Annotated in this window: 11 protein-coding genes; 5 read left to right on the top strand and 6 right to left on the bottom strand. The window is 59.7% G+C overall.

Annotation, left to right across the window (positions count from 1 at the left end; genetic code table 11):
* Window positions 1-76: 76 nt before the first annotated feature.
* A complete protein-coding gene (locus GSQ80_RS03690; protein WP_158786132.1) occupies window positions 77-1,177 on the bottom strand; it encodes a CPBP family intramembrane glutamic endopeptidase in 1,101 nt (366 codons plus the stop codon).
* Between the two features lie 194 nt (window positions 1,178-1,371).
* Here GSQ80_RS03690 and GSQ80_RS03685 point away from each other — a divergent pair, with 194 nt between their 5' ends.
* Window positions 1,372-2,322 (top strand): DHH family phosphoesterase, encoded by a 951-nt coding sequence (locus tag GSQ80_RS03685; RefSeq protein ID WP_254059414.1) that lies wholly within the window; start codon window positions 1,372-1,374, stop codon window positions 2,320-2,322.
* Between the two features lie 333 nt (window positions 2,323-2,655).
* On the opposite strand, the gene rseP is transcribed toward GSQ80_RS03685, so the two are convergent.
* The 3 genes from rseP to aceA all read right to left on the bottom strand — a co-directional run bounded on the left by rseP (window position 2,656) and on the right by aceA (window position 7,049).
* The gene (gene rseP / locus GSQ80_RS03680) at window positions 2,656-4,029 is read right to left on the bottom strand and encodes an RIP metalloprotease RseP (RefSeq protein WP_158786130.1); all 1,374 of its coding nucleotides are present in this window, start codon (window positions 4,027-4,029) and stop codon (window positions 2,656-2,658) included.
* A 60-nt stretch (window positions 4,030-4,089) separates the two neighbouring features.
* Window positions 4,090-5,265, bottom strand: a complete 1,176-nt coding sequence (dxr, locus tag GSQ80_RS03675; protein ID WP_158786129.1) for a 1-deoxy-D-xylulose-5-phosphate reductoisomerase — start codon at window positions 5,263-5,265, stop codon at window positions 4,090-4,092.
* A gap of 467 nt (window positions 5,266-5,732) precedes the next feature.
* On the bottom strand, window positions 5,733-7,049 hold the full coding sequence (aceA, locus tag GSQ80_RS03670; RefSeq protein WP_158786128.1) for an isocitrate lyase: 1,317 nt from the start codon (window positions 7,047-7,049) through the stop codon (window positions 5,733-5,735).
* A 279-nt stretch (window positions 7,050-7,328) separates the two neighbouring features.
* On the opposite strand from aceA, the gene GSQ80_RS03665 reads away from it, so the two are divergent.
* Together GSQ80_RS03665 and GSQ80_RS03660 are read left to right on the top strand one after the other, a co-directional pair.
* Window positions 7,329-9,005: a hypothetical protein gene (locus GSQ80_RS03665; protein WP_158786127.1), complete on the top strand. Its 1,677-nt coding sequence runs from the start codon at window positions 7,329-7,331 to the stop codon at window positions 9,003-9,005.
* A gap of 63 nt (window positions 9,006-9,068) precedes the next feature.
* Complete coding sequence (locus GSQ80_RS03660; protein ID WP_158786126.1) at window positions 9,069-10,253, top strand: VIT1/CCC1 transporter family protein; 1,185 nt, start codon at window positions 9,069-9,071, stop codon at window positions 10,251-10,253.
* Window positions 10,254-10,319: 66 nt separating this feature from the next.
* Here the strand turns inward: GSQ80_RS03660 and GSQ80_RS03655 are convergent, their stop codons facing one another.
* Entirely contained in the window at window positions 10,320-11,492 is a 1,173-nt protein-coding gene (locus tag GSQ80_RS03655; protein ID WP_158786125.1) for a hypothetical protein, read from the bottom strand.
* Between the two features lies 1 nt (window position 11,493).
* Window positions 11,494-13,077 carry a c-type cytochrome gene (locus GSQ80_RS03650; RefSeq protein WP_158786124.1) on the bottom strand — a complete coding sequence of 528 codons (1,584 nt, stop codon included), beginning with the start codon at window positions 13,075-13,077 and terminating at the stop codon, window positions 11,494-11,496.
* Window positions 13,078-13,474: 397 nt separating this feature from the next.
* Between GSQ80_RS03650 and GSQ80_RS03645 the strand changes: the two genes are divergently transcribed.
* Window positions 13,475-14,455: a coproporphyrinogen III oxidase family protein gene (locus GSQ80_RS03645; protein WP_216850113.1), complete on the top strand. Its 981-nt coding sequence runs from the start codon at window positions 13,475-13,477 to the stop codon at window positions 14,453-14,455.
* Window positions 14,436-14,810, top strand: coding sequence for a hypothetical protein (locus GSQ80_RS22960; protein ID WP_216850111.1), 375 nt, complete (start codon window positions 14,436-14,438; stop codon window positions 14,808-14,810). The genes GSQ80_RS03645 and GSQ80_RS22960 overlap by 20 nt, the downstream gene beginning before the upstream one ends.
* Window positions 14,811-14,849 lie beyond the last annotated feature (39 nt).

Raw genomic sequence — 14,849 nt, 5'->3', positions numbered from 1 at the left:
TGCGAGCCCACGTCCCAGAAACGGGACATGGGGCACCCAAGTCCTGCGCGGACGGCGGGGGCTGGGACGGTGGTGATTAGAAGGACGGAGGAACGGGCATGGATAGTGGGTCGAAGTCGGGTTCGAGGGGAGGCTGTGTGCCGGGCCGGGTGGTGAAGCGAACGACAAGGGCGACGAGTAGAAGGACGGGGATGCAGAGGACGCTGCCTTCGGGGCCGTCGACTCCTCCGGAGAGGAGAGGGCTGCCGGCGACGTGGGTTTGGAAGAGGCGGCCGACGGAAAGGTTGCCGCTGTCGGGGACACCGTAGAGGAAGCTCTGTGCCCAGTCCCATGCCATGTGGAAGCCGATGGCCCACCAGAGGGAGCCGGTGCGCCAGAGGGTGTAGCTGAAGATGAGGCCGAAGAGGACGACCTGGCCGATACCGAGGGCGTTCTCGCCAGAGTTGCCGAGGTGGAGGACACCGAAGAGGAGCGACATGATGATGGCGGCGATCCAGAAAGCGACGAGGCGTGCGTGGGTGGGAGAGATTTTTTCGGCGAGGCCGAAGACGCCGCGGGTGAGGGTGAATTGAAGGTAACCGCGGAGCATGTACTCCTCTGAGAAGCCGACGAGGAGAAAGGCGAAGAGCCACTTGGCGGCGTAGAGGCAGAGGGCGGTGCCGGTGAGGAGGCGCGCATCGAAGTACAGCAGGTGGAGGGAATGAAGGAGCAGGACAAGAGCGGAGAGAGCGACGAGGCCCCAAAAGGCTCCGAAGAAGAAGTCGCTGCGGCGAGAAGCTCCGATGCCGTAGACGCCGAGGCGGCGGCGCTCGCCGCGGGAGAAGAACCAGCAGAGGCCGAGCATGCCGAGGAAGGTGAGGCCGTCATTCACGATGACCAGCGTTGGCTGAAAGGGGACGGTTGGGTGGACGGGGTGCGCCTGGGGATGCGCTTGTGCTTGAGCGCGGGCGGCGATCATCTCTTTGAGCTGGCCGGTGGCGGCGACAGAGAAGATGCCGCTGAGGGTGACGACGATGGCGACGATGATGACGAAGATTGCGATCGACCATCCGGCGCGAAGGCCGAAGCGGCCAAAGAATATCGTGTTCGGTTTGGGTGCAACCGTCACGTCCTGCGCGGACGGCGGGAGGGGGATGGTTGTCGGGTCGGAGGGGTGTTGCGGGGGTGTCATGTCCATGCGTGGGGTTTCTCTGGAGTGGGTTTGTGGTGGAGAGATGAAGATGTTCACGATGATACGCGTGGGGGAGCGCGATGGTTTCGTGGTGGGTCAGATATGCTGTGGGTGTATTCGGAAATCCAGAGGGGCGGGGCGACGTGAACTGCAGAGTTTTTTATCACGATAAATGTTTTGACGGCGCTTGTTCGGCGGCGATGTTTACACGGTTCCACACGGAGTGCGTGAAGGCCGCGGACGGGTCCGCGTGGCGCTATGCGTACCAGGGGTTGGTGCATCGTGCGGGGTCGTTGTTTGAGGAGAGTTGGTTTGAGGCGCGGGGTGAGAATGCGATTGTGGATTTCAAGTACTCGGCGTCACCGAAGCTGACCTGGTGGTTCGATCATCATCTGTCGGCGTTTATGACGGTGAAGGATGAGGAGAGGTTTCGGCGTGGGCAGATGGATGGGTCCGAGACGATGCGGCAGTTCTTCGATCCTGCGTACACGAGCTGTACAGGCTTGATTGCGCATGTGGCGCAGACGAAGTTCGGGATGGATATGGTGCCGTTTCGGGAGCTGATCTATTGGGCGAATATCGTGGACGGCGCGAAGTATGAGAGCGCGAAGGCCGCGGTGGAGATGGCCGAGCCGGCGATGAAGTTGACCATGGTGATTGAGAGCGCGCCGGATGAGGATGGGGAATCGGTCTCGAAGAAATTTATTCCGCTGCTGACCGAGATGCCGTTGCAACAGGTGCTTGATCAGCCGTTTGTGCAGGAGTTGCTGGGGCCGTTATTGGAGCAGCATTTTGCGGTGCTGGAGTTGATTCGCGAGCGGGCGGTGTGTGAGCGCGGCGTGATTCGTTTTGATATTACGGACCAGCCTACGGAGGGATATAACAAATTTATTCCGTACTATTTGTTTCCGGAGGGGACGTATAACGTGGGGCTGTCGAAGTCTAGCTTTCGGACGAAGGTGAGCGTGGGGACGAATCCCTGGACGACGAAGGATGTGGGAGAGTTGGCGAATATTGCGGCGATCTGCGAGCGGTATGGGGGCGGGGGACACGCGCGCGTGGGGGCGATCAGCTTCGCGGTGGATAAGGAAGATGAGGCTAGAGCGGCGGTGGGGGAGATTGTGGCGGAGTTGGAGAAGAGCGGCGCCTAGGTCTTAGCTAAGGCAACGGCAGATTCCATTGCCCGGCTGCGGACTGACTGGCAGCGAGGATAGAGGGAATGTCCCAGGGGCTAAAGCCCGGTGGTTGGGTGTTCCGTTAGTGTCCGGGCTGAAGCCCGGACCTATCTCAGAAGCAGCGGCAAGGGCAGCAACAGCCAATACAGGGATCCTTCGCTTCGCTCTAGGATGACGGCATCGGTGGAGGCACGCGGTTTGATCTAAAGAGCTCGAAGCTCGAAGCTCGAAGCTCGAAGCTCGAAGCTCGAAGCTCGGTGTTCGGAGTTCGTGGGCGCGAAGCCAGATCTAAAAGTTAGGCGCTGGCTGCTAGTGCAGGTGGAGCTTGGTGATGTCGTTGAAGATTACGAAGAAGGCGAAGAGGATGATGCAGACGAAGGCTACCTGGTAGACGATTTCCTTGAACTGCTGATTGACGTCGCGGCGCATGATGCTTTCTACGATGAGGAAGAGGATCATGCCGCCGTCGAGGAGGGGGAAGGGCATCAGGTTGAAGATGCCGAGGTTGAGGGAGATGATGCTGACCAGGTTGAGCAGCGGCCAGATCCCCATCTGGGTGGCGATGTCGATCTGTTGCGCCATGCCGACCGGACCCATCATTTGATTGACGGCTACGTGGCGGGTGAAGAGGCCCTTGATGACGCGGAGGATGAGCATGGAGCCTTCGCGATTGTCCTTGAGGGACTGCTCCATGGCCATGCCGACGGGGAGGTGTTCGATGTCGGCCGGTGGCGGGCGATAGGTGAAGCCCAGGCGGTATTGATCGGCGGCGCCTGGGGTTTCCATCTTTTCAGGAGTGGCGGTGAGGGTAAGGGGCTGGCCGTTGCGGAGGATGCCGAGGGTGTCGGCGGCGCCCTTGTTGTCCTTGAGGTAGGCCAGCAGGGCGTAGACCGAGTGGGGGCGAAACCCGTTGATGGTGAGGAGTTGGTCGCCAGCCTGCAGCCCGGCGCGATCGGCGGGAGTTCCCCCGGTTACGGAGAGCACGTTGATGGGGCCGGGATCCATGCGAGGGATGAGGCCTACGTTGGCGACGTCGTCTACACCAAACTCGGTATTGGGCGGAACGGTGATGGTGAGGGTGCTGGTTAGGGTCTGGCCGTTGTGGTTGAAGGCGATGGGAAGGGGCCGGTTGAGGTTGAGGGCGGACTCTTCGAGGATCTGTTCCCAGTTGGGATTGGCGATGCGGTTGTAGCGGGTGATGACGTCGCCTGCGGTGATGCCGGCGCTGGCTGCGGCGGTTCCTTGGGGGACATAGTCGACGATTGCGGCGCCGGTGAGGTACTGGTCGACTTCGTGGTGGTAATGGGCTACTACAAAGAGCAGGACAAAGGCGACGAGGAAGTTGGAGATGGGGCCAGCGACGGCGATGAGGACTCTTTGCCAGCGGGGCTTGGAGGTGAGGTCGTCGGGCACGGGCGGGAGAGATTGAATGCCAGCATGCAAGACATCGCCGTCTCCGCCGAGTTCGCCGGCCATTTTGACGTAACCGCCGACGGGGAGGATGGAGATGCGGTAGTCGGTGTCGCCGTAGCGGAAGCCGACGAGGCGGGGGCCGAAGCCGATGGAAAAGGTTTCAACGCGGACGCCGCAGAGCTTGGCAACGATGAAGTGGCCGAGCTCGTGAATCAGGACGAGGAATCCAAGGACGATAGCGAATTCAATGATGACGAGGAGAATATGCATGCGGACTACGCGGGAACCTTAGAGAAGAAGATCGGCAGGTTGAGCGAAATATTCCTTTGATCAGGATGAAAAAACTTGAGAATTCGCGACGAGCTCGGAGGCTTGTTCGCGGGCAAGGAGATCGGCGGCGAGGACCTCCGGGATGGACGCAGGAGAACCACTAGTGGTTAGCGCCAGCACCCTTTCGATTGTACGCGGAATGCCGTTGAAGGAGAGTTGACCGTTGAGGAAGGCGGCTACGGCGATCTCGTCGGCTGCGTTGAGGGCAATGCAGTGATTCTGCGAGGCTGCGGCGGCTTCGTAGGCGAGGCGGAGGCAGGGGAAGCGGGCGAAGTTGGGGGTCTGGAAGTCGAGTTGGGAGAGATGGGCGAGGTCGAAGGTGAGGTCGCTGGCGACGCGGTCGGGCCAGGAGAGGGCGTAGAGGATGGGGAGGCGCATGTCGGTGACGGAGATTTGGGCGAGGATGCTGCCGTCGATGTACTCGACTAAGGAATGGATGGTGGATTGGGGGTGGACGGTTACCTTGACGCGCGAGGGAGGAAGGTTGAAGAGGCGGCAAGCTTCGATGATTTCGAGGCCCTTGTTGAGCATGGTGGCGGAGTCGATCGTGATGCGCTGGCCCATGACCCAGGTGGGATGCTTGAGGGCCTGGGCGGGGGTGATGCGGTCGAAGTCGGCTAGCGGGGTGTTGCGGAAGGGGCCGCCGGATGCGGTTAGCCAGATTTGTTTGACTTCGGCGGCGGTGCCGGCGCGGAGGCATTGGTGGATGGCGTTGTGCTCGGAGTCGATGGGGAGTAGGTCTACGTTGTGTTCGCGGGCGGCGGCGAGGATTAGGTCGCCGGCGGCTACGAGACATTCCTTGTTAGCGAGGCCTACCGTTTTGCCGGAGAGAACGGCGGCGTAGGTGGCTTCGAGGCCGGCTACTCCCACGATGGCCGCGACTACAAAGTCTACGGCGGGGAGGGTGGCGACGCGGACTGTGCCGGCCGTGCCGTGGACGACTTCTATACCGGTGAGGCCGTTTTGTTTGAGGCGGGTTGAGAGCTTGTCTGCCAGGGGTTCGGTGGCGACGGAGACTATCTGTGGGCGCCAGCGCTGGCACTGCTCGAAGACGATGTCGAGGTTGGAGCCGGCGGCGAACGCGATGGGATGGAAGCGGTCGGGGTGGGACTCGCAGATGCTTAGGGTGCTCTGGCCGATGGAGCCGGTTGAGCCGAGGACGGCGATCTTCTTCACACTGTTTATTTTACTTGGGTGCGAGGGAATTTATCTGGGGGATGAGGATTGTGGGGATGGTAAAGATTGCCTGGCTACCCTCGGCGGCTCAAGCCGATGGGTAGGAACAGGTTTATGGCACGGCTGAAGCCGTGCCCCTTCGAGATCGTGATGACTTAGGGGCTTGGATCTGCGGCGCTTGAAAGAAGCCACCCTTGGCGTGAGGGCCTGGGGTGGCTTGGGGAGGGTCGAAAGGAAGGCAAAGGCAAGAACGGAAGACAGCAGGTTCCTCGCTGCGCTCGGAATGACAATTTCTTTTAGAAATTGTTGAAGAAAGGCAAGCGCAAGTGCAAATGCAAATACAAATACAGGGATCCTTCGCTCCGCTCAGGATGACGGCGAAGAACTTGCAACTGCAACGACAAAGGCAAGTGCAAAAAAGGCAAGTGCAAGTGCGCCCCTGCGATTCGGGGCGCACTGTGGGTTGGTTAGGCGGCGGCTGATTCGGGTTCGAATTGCTCTTCTTCGGTGCTGCCGGGGAGGGCGTTGGTGGAGGTTTCGCCGTGGGAGATGGTGGTGGCGACTTTGTCGAAGTAGGCGGTGCCGACGAAACGCTGGTGGCGGACGGCACCGTAACCCTGGTCGGCGAGGGCGAACTCGCGCTGCTGGAGGTGGGAGTAGGCGAGCATGCCGTCGTGCTTGTAGGCCTCGGCTAACTCGAACATGGAGAGGTTGAGGGCGTGGAAGCCGGCGAGGGTGACGAACTGGAACTTGTAGCCCATGGCGGCGAGGGTTTTCTGGAAGACGTGGATCTCGGGCTCGGAGAGTTTGGCGCGCCAGTTGAAGGAGGGGGAGCAGTTGTAGGCGAGGAGCTTGCCGGGGAACTGCTTGTGGATGGCAGTGGCGAACTTCTTGGCTTCTCCGACGTTGGGTTCGGAGGTCTCGCACCAGATGATGTCGGCGTAGGGGGCGTAGGCGAGGCCGCGGGCGATGGCGCAGTCGATGCCACCGTTGATGCGACAGAAGCCTTCGATGGTGCGCTCGCCGGTGACGAACTCGGCATCGATGGGGTCGCAATCGGAGGTGATGAGTTGGGCGCCGTTGGCGTCGGTGCGGGCTACGAGGAGCGTGGGGACGCCGAGGACGTCGGCGGCGAGGCGTGCAGCGATTAATTTTTGCACGGCTTCGCGGGTGGGCACGAGGACTTTGCCGCCCATGTGGCCGCACTTCTTGGCGGAGGAGAGTTGGTCTTCGAAGTGGACGCCGGCTGCACCGGCTTCGATCATGGACTTCATGAGCTCGAAGGCGTTGAGGGTGCCACCGAAGCCGGCTTCCGCGTCGGCGACGATGGGGAGCATCCAGTCCTTGGTGTCGCTGGCTTTGTTTGCGGCCTGTTCGGTTGTCTCACTATGGTGAATCTGGTCAGCGCGTAGCAGGGCGTTGTTGATGGCCTTGACGACCTGGGGAACGCTGTTGACGGGATAGAGGCTTTGGTCGGGGTACATCTGGCCGCCGGTATTGGCGTCGGCTGCGACCTGCCAGCCGCTGAGGTAGATGGCCTTGAGGCCGGCTTGCGCCATCTGGACTGCCTGGTTGCCGGTGAGGGCGCCGAGGGCCGCGATGTGGCCGGGGTGTTGGAGTTCGTTCCAGAGACGCTCTGCTCCAGAACGGGCGAGGGAGTATTCGATGTGGACCGAGCCGCGGAGAGTGTATACGTCCTCGGCAGTGTAGCCGCGCTTGATGCCCGCGAAGCGAGGGGAGTTCCAGTTGGTTTCTATCTGCTGAATCTGCTGTTGTTTGGTCATTTTCTACTCCTTGGTTCCAGTGGGGTGGTTGCCTTATTTCGGAGTAGAGTGGATTGCGAGCGCGATGGCAAGGTGGGGTGGTACGAACCGTGCTAGTGAACGAAGTGTGCCAGAACACAGACGTGGAGGTAGAGGACACTGGAGACTGGTGAGCAAGCGGAGGTTCGGATGACTGCGAAGAGTGCGAGAGACAGGCAAGAGCAAAGTCAAAAGCAGATTCCCAGAGGGAATGACAGAAAGAAAGACAAGAGCAAAACCAGAAGCAGATTCCCAGAGGGAATGACAGAAAGAAAGGCAAGAGCGGTGGCGGCGGATCGCGAGTGGCTGATCGCGATGATGGATTGCCTGCGGCGGCGGAGTATTGCGGAAGGGATCAAGCTGCTGGATCGAGCGGAGCCGGCGTGGAAGGCGTTGGAGTTGAATGACCGGCATGGGGCAGAGGTTTTGTTGATGCTGGCGCAGTGGGTGGATGTGGGGTATCGCGAGCCGCAGTTGTTGCGCGAGAGGCTGGATCGGCTGACGGCTGCGCAGCGGGAGCAGATGGGTGTGGCGGCGTATGTGCGGGTGAGGATGACGGAGGCGTTCTATGCGCTGTCGACCAATGATGCGGACGGGGCGATCCGGATATTGGGTGGGCTGCTGCAGATGGAGGATGTGTTTCAGGATGCGGAGTTGAAGGCGCTGGCAAATCTGTGGAAGGCGCGCGCGCATCGCAAGAAGGCGGACTACGACATGGCGCGAGACCATCTACTGGCGGCGCTCACGATTGCACATGCGATGCCGGGGTCGGAGGCGCTGGTGGCGATCATCAAGATTCAGCAGGCGTGGATTGTGTTTCAGAATGGCGATAGTGCGGGCGCGCTGCAGATGCTGAGCGAGGCCGAAAAGGAGTTGAAGAAGACGGACCATTGGATTGCGCTGGGGAATATTGAGAGCGCGCGAGGTCGGATTGTGCGCAGGCATGGCGACTATGCGCTGGCGGCGACACACTTTGAGCGCGCCGTGGCGCTGTATGAGATCAGCCATCCAGATCATACAAACCTGGCGCGCGCAGTTACGAATTTAAGTTTTGTGAAGCGGCTGCTTGCGGCGCAGTTGAAGAAGCATATTGATGTGACGGCGGCGCGGAAGACCGGCAAGGGCGATGCGGGGAAGTCTGGCGAGTCGCGACTGAGGGAGTTTCATCGCCAGTATCAGGAGCTTTATCGGAGCGCGATTTTGGAACTGGAGCGCGCGAAGGAGATTTGTACGCTGCATGGGGAGCATGGCGGGTTGGGGTCGGCGCTGCTGAATGCGGGGTATCTGCATTTGGATGTCGGTGATTTGGGGATGTCGGCGAAGGAGGCGGCGCAGGCGCTGGAGATTGCGGAGGCACATCATAATGTGCTGCTGCGGGCGAGGGCGTGCACGCTGATGGGGATGATTGAGAATGCGCGGGTGGAGGAGCTGCTGGGATCGGCTGAGGAGATTCCGGTGTATGCGCGGCTGGCAAAGCAGCATTGCATGGAGGCAGTGACGCTGGCGCAGTCGATGGAGAATAAGCGCGTGCTGCTGAATGCCTATGTGGCGCTGGGGGAGACGGCGGCGAATAATTTCTTTCATGATTATGAGCTGGCGCAGCGGTGTGTGGATGCGGCGTCGGCGCTGCTGGACCCGCAGGATGCAGACTATGCGGTGGATGAGTTGAATGTGCTGAAGGCTCGGCTGCTGAAGGTGGTGGGGATTGAAGATACGCTGCGGGCGTGGTCGCAGGGGATTATTACGGGCAAGAGTTTTCAGGAGGTGACGGAGCAGTTTGCGCAGCTGGTGATTCCGCGGGTGTGGATGCGGGAGGAGTGCAAGATTTCGAGGGTGGCGAAGAAGCTGGCAATGTCGCCGCAGAAGGTTAGGCGGCTGGTGAAGCGGTCGTCGATGGCGGGGGTGCCGGTTGCGGGGTTGGGGAAGGGTAGAGCGTGAACGGCCGTCACAGCGTAAAGCGGAGGGTTAAGCGAGAATTGGGAAAACGAATGAGAGACTTTCATGAATAGCAAGGACGCTGCACATTTAATTGAAGCGCTGGCCAGCAACTGGCAGGCGGAGATGCGGGGATTTCACACGTATCAGGCACTGTCTGACCAGGAGAGCGACTTGCAGCGGCGGCGGACGCTGCGCAACCTGGCGCTGGCGGAGAAACACCATGCGGATCTGTGGGCGACGCGGCTGACGGTGCTGGGTGCTGCGATCCCAAAATACGACGGGCCGGAGTCGGGTGAGGCTGGATCGCTGGCAACGAGGGTGGGCGGACAGGATCTTGCACTGCGGCGACTGGAGCTGGACGAGAGTCGCGATATTGCGCGCTATGGAAAACAGATTCGCGAGCTGGGCGATGAGGAGAGCATTGCGATTCTGAAAGAGGTGATTTCGGATGAGGCGGATCACTACCTTACGCTGGGTGGGTTGATTCGTCATCATCTGCCGGCTGAGCCGCTGGGGCCGGAGGCGGCGCAGCAGGCGCTGGATGAGCTGGTGGCCGAGCGCGAGAAGGGTCAACCGCGGGCCGCGAGCTGGATTGGTGATGCAATCTACGGCGTGAATGATGGGTTGGGCGCGATCTTCGGGATTGTGTCGGGCGTGTCGGGAGCGACGCTGGGGAACAGCAAGTTTGTGCTGATTGCGGGGCTGGCAGGAATGTTTGCTAGCGCACTCTCGATGGGGTCGGGCGCGTATTTGGCGGCGAAGAGTGAGCGCGAAATTTATGAGGCGGAGTTTGCACGCGAGCGGGATGCGGTGGAGAACAACGAGGCTGAGGCGCGAGAGTTGCTGTCGCTGACGTACCAGGTGCGGGGGCTGTCGGCTGAAGATGCGGACCATTTTGTGGGACACATTGCGGAGAAGAAAGAGCAGCTGGTGGAGGCGCTGGCGAGGGAGCGGCTGCATGTGAGTGAAGAGGGATTGAGCAAACCTTGGGTGTCGGCCACGACGGCTGCGTTGTCGACGGCGGTGGGTGCGCTGGTGCCGGTGATTCCGTTTTTCTTCCTGGCGGGATATCCGGCGATTTTGGTGGCGGCGATTGTTTCGCTGCTGGCGCACTTTGCGGTGGGCGCGGCGAAGTCGCTGATTACGATTCGGTCGTGGTGGAGTAGTGGGCTGGAGATGACGTTTGTTGGACTGCTGGAGGGCGTCGTGACGTACGTGATTGGGATTGGGATTGGACGATTTGCCTGAGGGCGAGGGGGGTTAAACAGAGAAGGAGCCGGTGATGGCTCCTTTTTCTGTTTCCAGGAGGAAGTTTTAGTGGACTAGCTCGACTTCGGTTTCGGCTGCCGCGTTTGCCGTTGGGGTAGTGTCAGCTAGAGGAGGCTTGTTGCCGCTGAAGAGGCCGTAGCGCTTGAGCATGAGAAGCCAGAGGCCGACGCCGGCGAGGAAGAGTACGAGGAAGACTGGCAGGACTGCCCATTGGGTTTTCACGGCGAATTGGTGGGGGTGGAAGTAGGGTTCGAGATAGGCGTCGCGCAGGATGTCGCGCATGATGATCATGGTGATGATGACCACGGCGAGGAGCCCTGAGACACCGTAAGCGGCGACGCGGATGTTCTGCTTTCGGATGGCGTTGGACATGAGGAAGATGGCGGCGATGGTGCCGAGAATGCCGATGATGAAAAGTACCGAGGCGAGCGGGTTGTCGCCCATGAAGATCATGCGGAGGTTGCGTGGAATGGTGACGAGGAACCAGGTGCCGATAATGAACTGGGCCATGGTGGCGTACATGAAGGACTTGCCGCCGTACTGGAAGAGGTAAGTGGCGTACTCACGATCGCTCTTCCAGCGGGCCAGTGCGAGGAGCACAAGAAGCATGCCGCCGACGGCGATCGCGGAGGTGACGAAGTGCAGGTAGCGCGGGATTAGCGTGGGGTCCGAGAGGTTGTTGCTCCAGCCGGTGGGGGAGGCGAAGTACTTGGCTGCCCAGTGGGCCGGGGTCTGCATCAGGGTGACGTTGTTGGATTGGATGAAGCCGACGATTAGGACGAACGTGAGGCTGACGAGAAGGACGATGCCGGCGGGACCGGGGCGGCGCTGGCCGTTGTAGACGACGTAGTAGAAGCCGTAGTAGGCGATGCAGAGGAGGACCAGTATTAGGAACCAGGGCCAGGCGATGAGGATGGTCGAGGTGTAGAAGTACTGGCCGTAGATGGCCTGTACGAAGAGTAGCGGCGCGATGCCAATCGTGATCGTGGCCGCGAGGAAGACGGGAACTTTCTTGGCTAGGTCGAGGAAGATGCGGTTGCGAAACTCTTTTCCCTTTGAGGTGAAGCGGGCGACTACGGCGAGGAAGGCACCGCCGAGCATGAAGTTCATCGCGATGATGTGCAGGGTGAAGGTGACGAGCAGCAGCAGCTTGAAGAGCCAGTAGGGAGCGGGGAGCGGATTGGGGTCGACGATGGGAACGATGCTGGGGTCGATCATGTTATTTGCCTCCTTCGGCTGCGGGGCTGGGTTGATTCTGGGCGTGCTGGGCGGGTGGGCGCTGGGTGTTGAGGTACTGGACGAGGGCGGTGCGCTGGGGCTCGTTCAACTTGATGTCGGGCATGAGGGGGAAGATGCTGGTGAGGTCCTTGAAGGAGTCAGCGGCGGCCTTGGGGTCGGTGACGATGCTGGTGAAGAACTGGTCGTTGGGATGATCCTGGTGGCACATGGAACAGTTGTTCTGGTAGATCAGTTTGCCGTCGGTGGCGGGTGTGGGCGTGATGGTCTGGAGAGTGTTGAGGTAGGCGGCTAGTGCGTCGCGTTCGGGGTCGGTGCCGGCGAAGGGTGGCATGACTCCGTTGTGCATGAGGGCGAGACCGCTGAGCATGGCGCGGGTGGTGGTGGGATCCCACTGTCGCTGCTCGAGGAGTTGATGGATGCCTCGGTAGCTGTTGGCGGTGTGGCAGGCCTGGCATTCGACACGGAAGATCTCGTGGCCTACGGCGATTTGGTTTTCGGCGGTGATGGTGCGTTGGTCGATCCAGGCGGCGGAGTGGAGGACGCCGACTGTGTTGAGGTTGTCGACGGTGAAGCCGCCGTCGCCGGGCATGGCAGCGGCGTAGAGCGAGTTGTCGTAGAGGTAGTTTTCGATGACGAAGGGCTTGCGGACGTCTTCACGGACGAACTCGAAGGAGTCCATCGCACCGAGGGCGACGAGGCCGATGACAAGAGCGAAGACGAGGTGCATGCGGCGCGGGGTGAAGAGGGCGAGCAGCATCAGGATGAAGGTGACGGCGAGGAGGCTCCACGCGAGGAAGGCGTAGTGGGTGGCGGTGGGCATGAGGCCGCGGGCGCTGAGGAAGAGCGCGGCGGGGACTTCGCGGATGTACCAATAGCCGAAGGGTATGAGGGCGAGTAGGGATGGGATGGTCCAGAGAGCGCCCCAGCGGACGATGCGGGCTTTGAGGTCTTTGTCCTTCAGGACGCTTGCGGTGATGAGGGCGTAGATGCCGGCGAGGGCGATGCAGATGGCGCTGCGGAAGAAGAGGGATGGCCAGTAGGTGGGGTTGAAGAAGCCGATCCAGAACTTGTGGACGTCGAGCCAGCTGCCCGGCGTGAGCATGAAGGTGATGATGCCGTTGATGACGACGAGGCTTGCGAAGGCGGCCCAAAAGTAGATCCAGCCGTACCACTGGTGGAGTTTGGGGCTTAGCTTGTCCCAGCCGGCGAGGTAGAGAAGGGCGGCGGTGATTTCGACGAAGAAGAAAACCCACTCGATGGCCCAGCCCCAGACGAAGATGTGAATGAGGTCGCTGGTGGCGGTGGGGGAGATGAGGCCGATGGTGAACCAGATGCCGACGCCGCTGACCGCTCCGTAGACGACGGTGAGAAGGACGAAGAATTTGGTGTGGGCCTTAAGCCAATTGAGCAGGGCGTGGTCGTGGTTCTTGATGGCCTTGCGCTCGGTGAGGACAAGGAAGAGGCCGCCGCCGACGGCGAAGTGGGAGACGAAGACGTGGAGTCCGGCTACGAGCGCTATGAGTAAACCTGCGCCAAAGGATACGTCCCAGATTGGGTAGTTCATGATGCTTCCTCTCGCCTGTGCGCGCGTTGCCGTGAAATTAGGGCGCGGTGAGGGCTCTGTTAACGAGCTGAATTGTACGAATCTTCAGCCGTTTGGCTGTGGTGCATGGGAAGGAGGGAGAGGTAGGAGCCGCTGAAAGACAGAGGACTGCTCGACGTGAGGTATCTGTTACCAACACACTTGAACCGGAGTCCACAAACTACTCCCTTCGTCATCGTGCTGGGTGTAACCCTACAAGCGGGGATTGTGGCGCTGCTGTGATGGCGGTCACGATGGAACGGCATACACTCGGGTCAGGCTTAGAACGAACAGCTTGTCAGGATCCATGGCAGCGTGAATCAAGGACGGAGCTTCGAGCTGCGAAGACAGTCTGCCGGAATCGCCTGAGGTACGCACCATGCTATCGGAAAAAATTCTTACGCCACTGCTTCGGTTTGTCACTCGAGATGCATTTCAACTGGAGAAAAGCGGCGCAACCAGCCTGCCTGGTCCAAAGCTAGATCGACGCTACATGCTGTATATCCATATACCGTTCTGTGATGTTCTGTGTCCGTATTGTTCATTCAACCGCTTCGCTTATAAGGAGCCGGCAGCGAGAACTTACTTTGTAAGCTTGCGCGATGAGATGCGCATGACGGCCGCATTGGGTTACAAGTTCCAGTCTTTGTATTTTGGCGGAGGGACGCCCACGATTCTGCTGGATGAATTGATAACGACAATTGATCTGGCTAAAGAACTCTTTGGAATTACAGATATCTCTTGTGAGACCAATCCCAATCAATTGGAGCCAGCCCTGGCTGAGAGATTGGCGGGAAGAGTTCAGCGGATGTCGGTTGGGGTCCAGAGTTTTGATAACGCGCTACTTCATAAAGTGAGCCGGTTGGAGCGCTTCGGGGACGGCGAGCAGATATTAAAAAGAATTCATAGCGTAGAGGGAATGTTTCAATCGCTGAACGTGGACATCATCTTTAATTTTCCTGGTCAAACGAGAGAGGTGCTGCTGAGGGATATCGAGTTGGCGTCGGGGTCGGGCGCGAATCAGATCACGTTTTATCCATTGATGAGCCCATCGTCGGTCGTGAAGTCGCTGAAACAAACTGTCGGCGTTGTTACTTACGATTGCGAGTACGAGGATTATCAGTTGATCCTGGAAAAGATGGCTGGAGAGTTTGAACAAACGACTGGTTGGGCGTTTTCCCGCAAAAATGGCAGCTTAATCGATGAATACATCGTGGATACGGAGGAGTACGTCGGCATCGGCTCAGGGGCATTCAGTTATTTGGATGGGACCATCTACGTCAACACTTTTTCGTTGAAGAGCTATACAGAAGAAAATTCAGGGTGGGCGGAGGCCGGTGATGGGATCGAAATCGTATAGTCACCATAATCAGATGCGTTACCATTTTTTGATGGATTTGTTCGGCTCCGGGCTGGACCGAAGGCAATTTCGTGACCGGTTCGGGGTGCCGGTTGAGCTTGGACTCGCTATGGAGTTGTCCTACTTTACGGTGAATGGAGCCTTGGATTTTTCAGATTCTGCGGTGATCCGATTGACGACCAGGGGGAAGTATCTTTTTGTCGTGATGATGCGCGAATTTTTTATCGGGATCAACGAATTCCGCGATCAGGCTCGGCAGTCCCTGACTCCTGAAGACGGCACGGAAGGAAGAAGCTGCGCTGTGGGGAAGGGTCTCGAAAGCATAGCGTTGATGCCTCGCAGGATGGCGTCGTAAGAGCATGCCAGGGCTTGGCGGAAGCAAATCTGAACGCTA

This window comes from Granulicella sp. L46 (assembly GCF_009765785.1).
In the GTDB taxonomy this organism is placed as follows: domain Bacteria; phylum Acidobacteriota; class Terriglobia; order Terriglobales; family Acidobacteriaceae; genus Granulicella.
Note: the sequence above shows the minus strand (reverse complement) of the source record. Positions and strands in the feature narration are given on the sequence as shown.

Bases quoted from the DNA above. Each gene is read 5' to 3' on its own strand.
- GSQ80_RS03690 (WP_158786132.1), bottom strand. From the start codon at position 1,177: ATGGACATGACACCCCCGCAACACCCCTCCGACCCGACAACCATCCCC.
- GSQ80_RS03685 (WP_254059414.1), top strand. From the start codon at position 1,372: ATGTTTACACGGTTCCACACGGAGTGCGTGAAGGCCGCGGACGGGTCC.
- rseP (WP_158786130.1), bottom strand. From the start codon at position 4,029: ATGCATATTCTCCTCGTCATCATTGAATTCGCTATCGTCCTTGGATTC.
- aceA (WP_158786128.1), bottom strand. From the start codon at position 7,049: ATGACCAAACAACAGCAGATTCAGCAGATAGAAACCAACTGGAACTCC.
- GSQ80_RS03665 (WP_158786127.1), top strand. From the start codon at position 7,329: ATGACAGAAAGAAAGGCAAGAGCGGTGGCGGCGGATCGCGAGTGGCTG.
- GSQ80_RS03660 (WP_158786126.1), top strand. From the start codon at position 9,069: ATGAATAGCAAGGACGCTGCACATTTAATTGAAGCGCTGGCCAGCAAC.
- GSQ80_RS03655 (WP_158786125.1), bottom strand. From the start codon at position 11,492: ATGATCGACCCCAGCATCGTTCCCATCGTCGACCCCAATCCGCTCCCC.
- GSQ80_RS03650 (WP_158786124.1), bottom strand. From the start codon at position 13,077: ATGAACTACCCAATCTGGGACGTATCCTTTGGCGCAGGTTTACTCATA.
- GSQ80_RS03645 (WP_216850113.1), top strand. From the start codon at position 13,475: ATGCTATCGGAAAAAATTCTTACGCCACTGCTTCGGTTTGTCACTCGA.
- GSQ80_RS22960 (WP_216850111.1), top strand. From the start codon at position 14,436: ATGGGATCGAAATCGTATAGTCACCATAATCAGATGCGTTACCATTTT.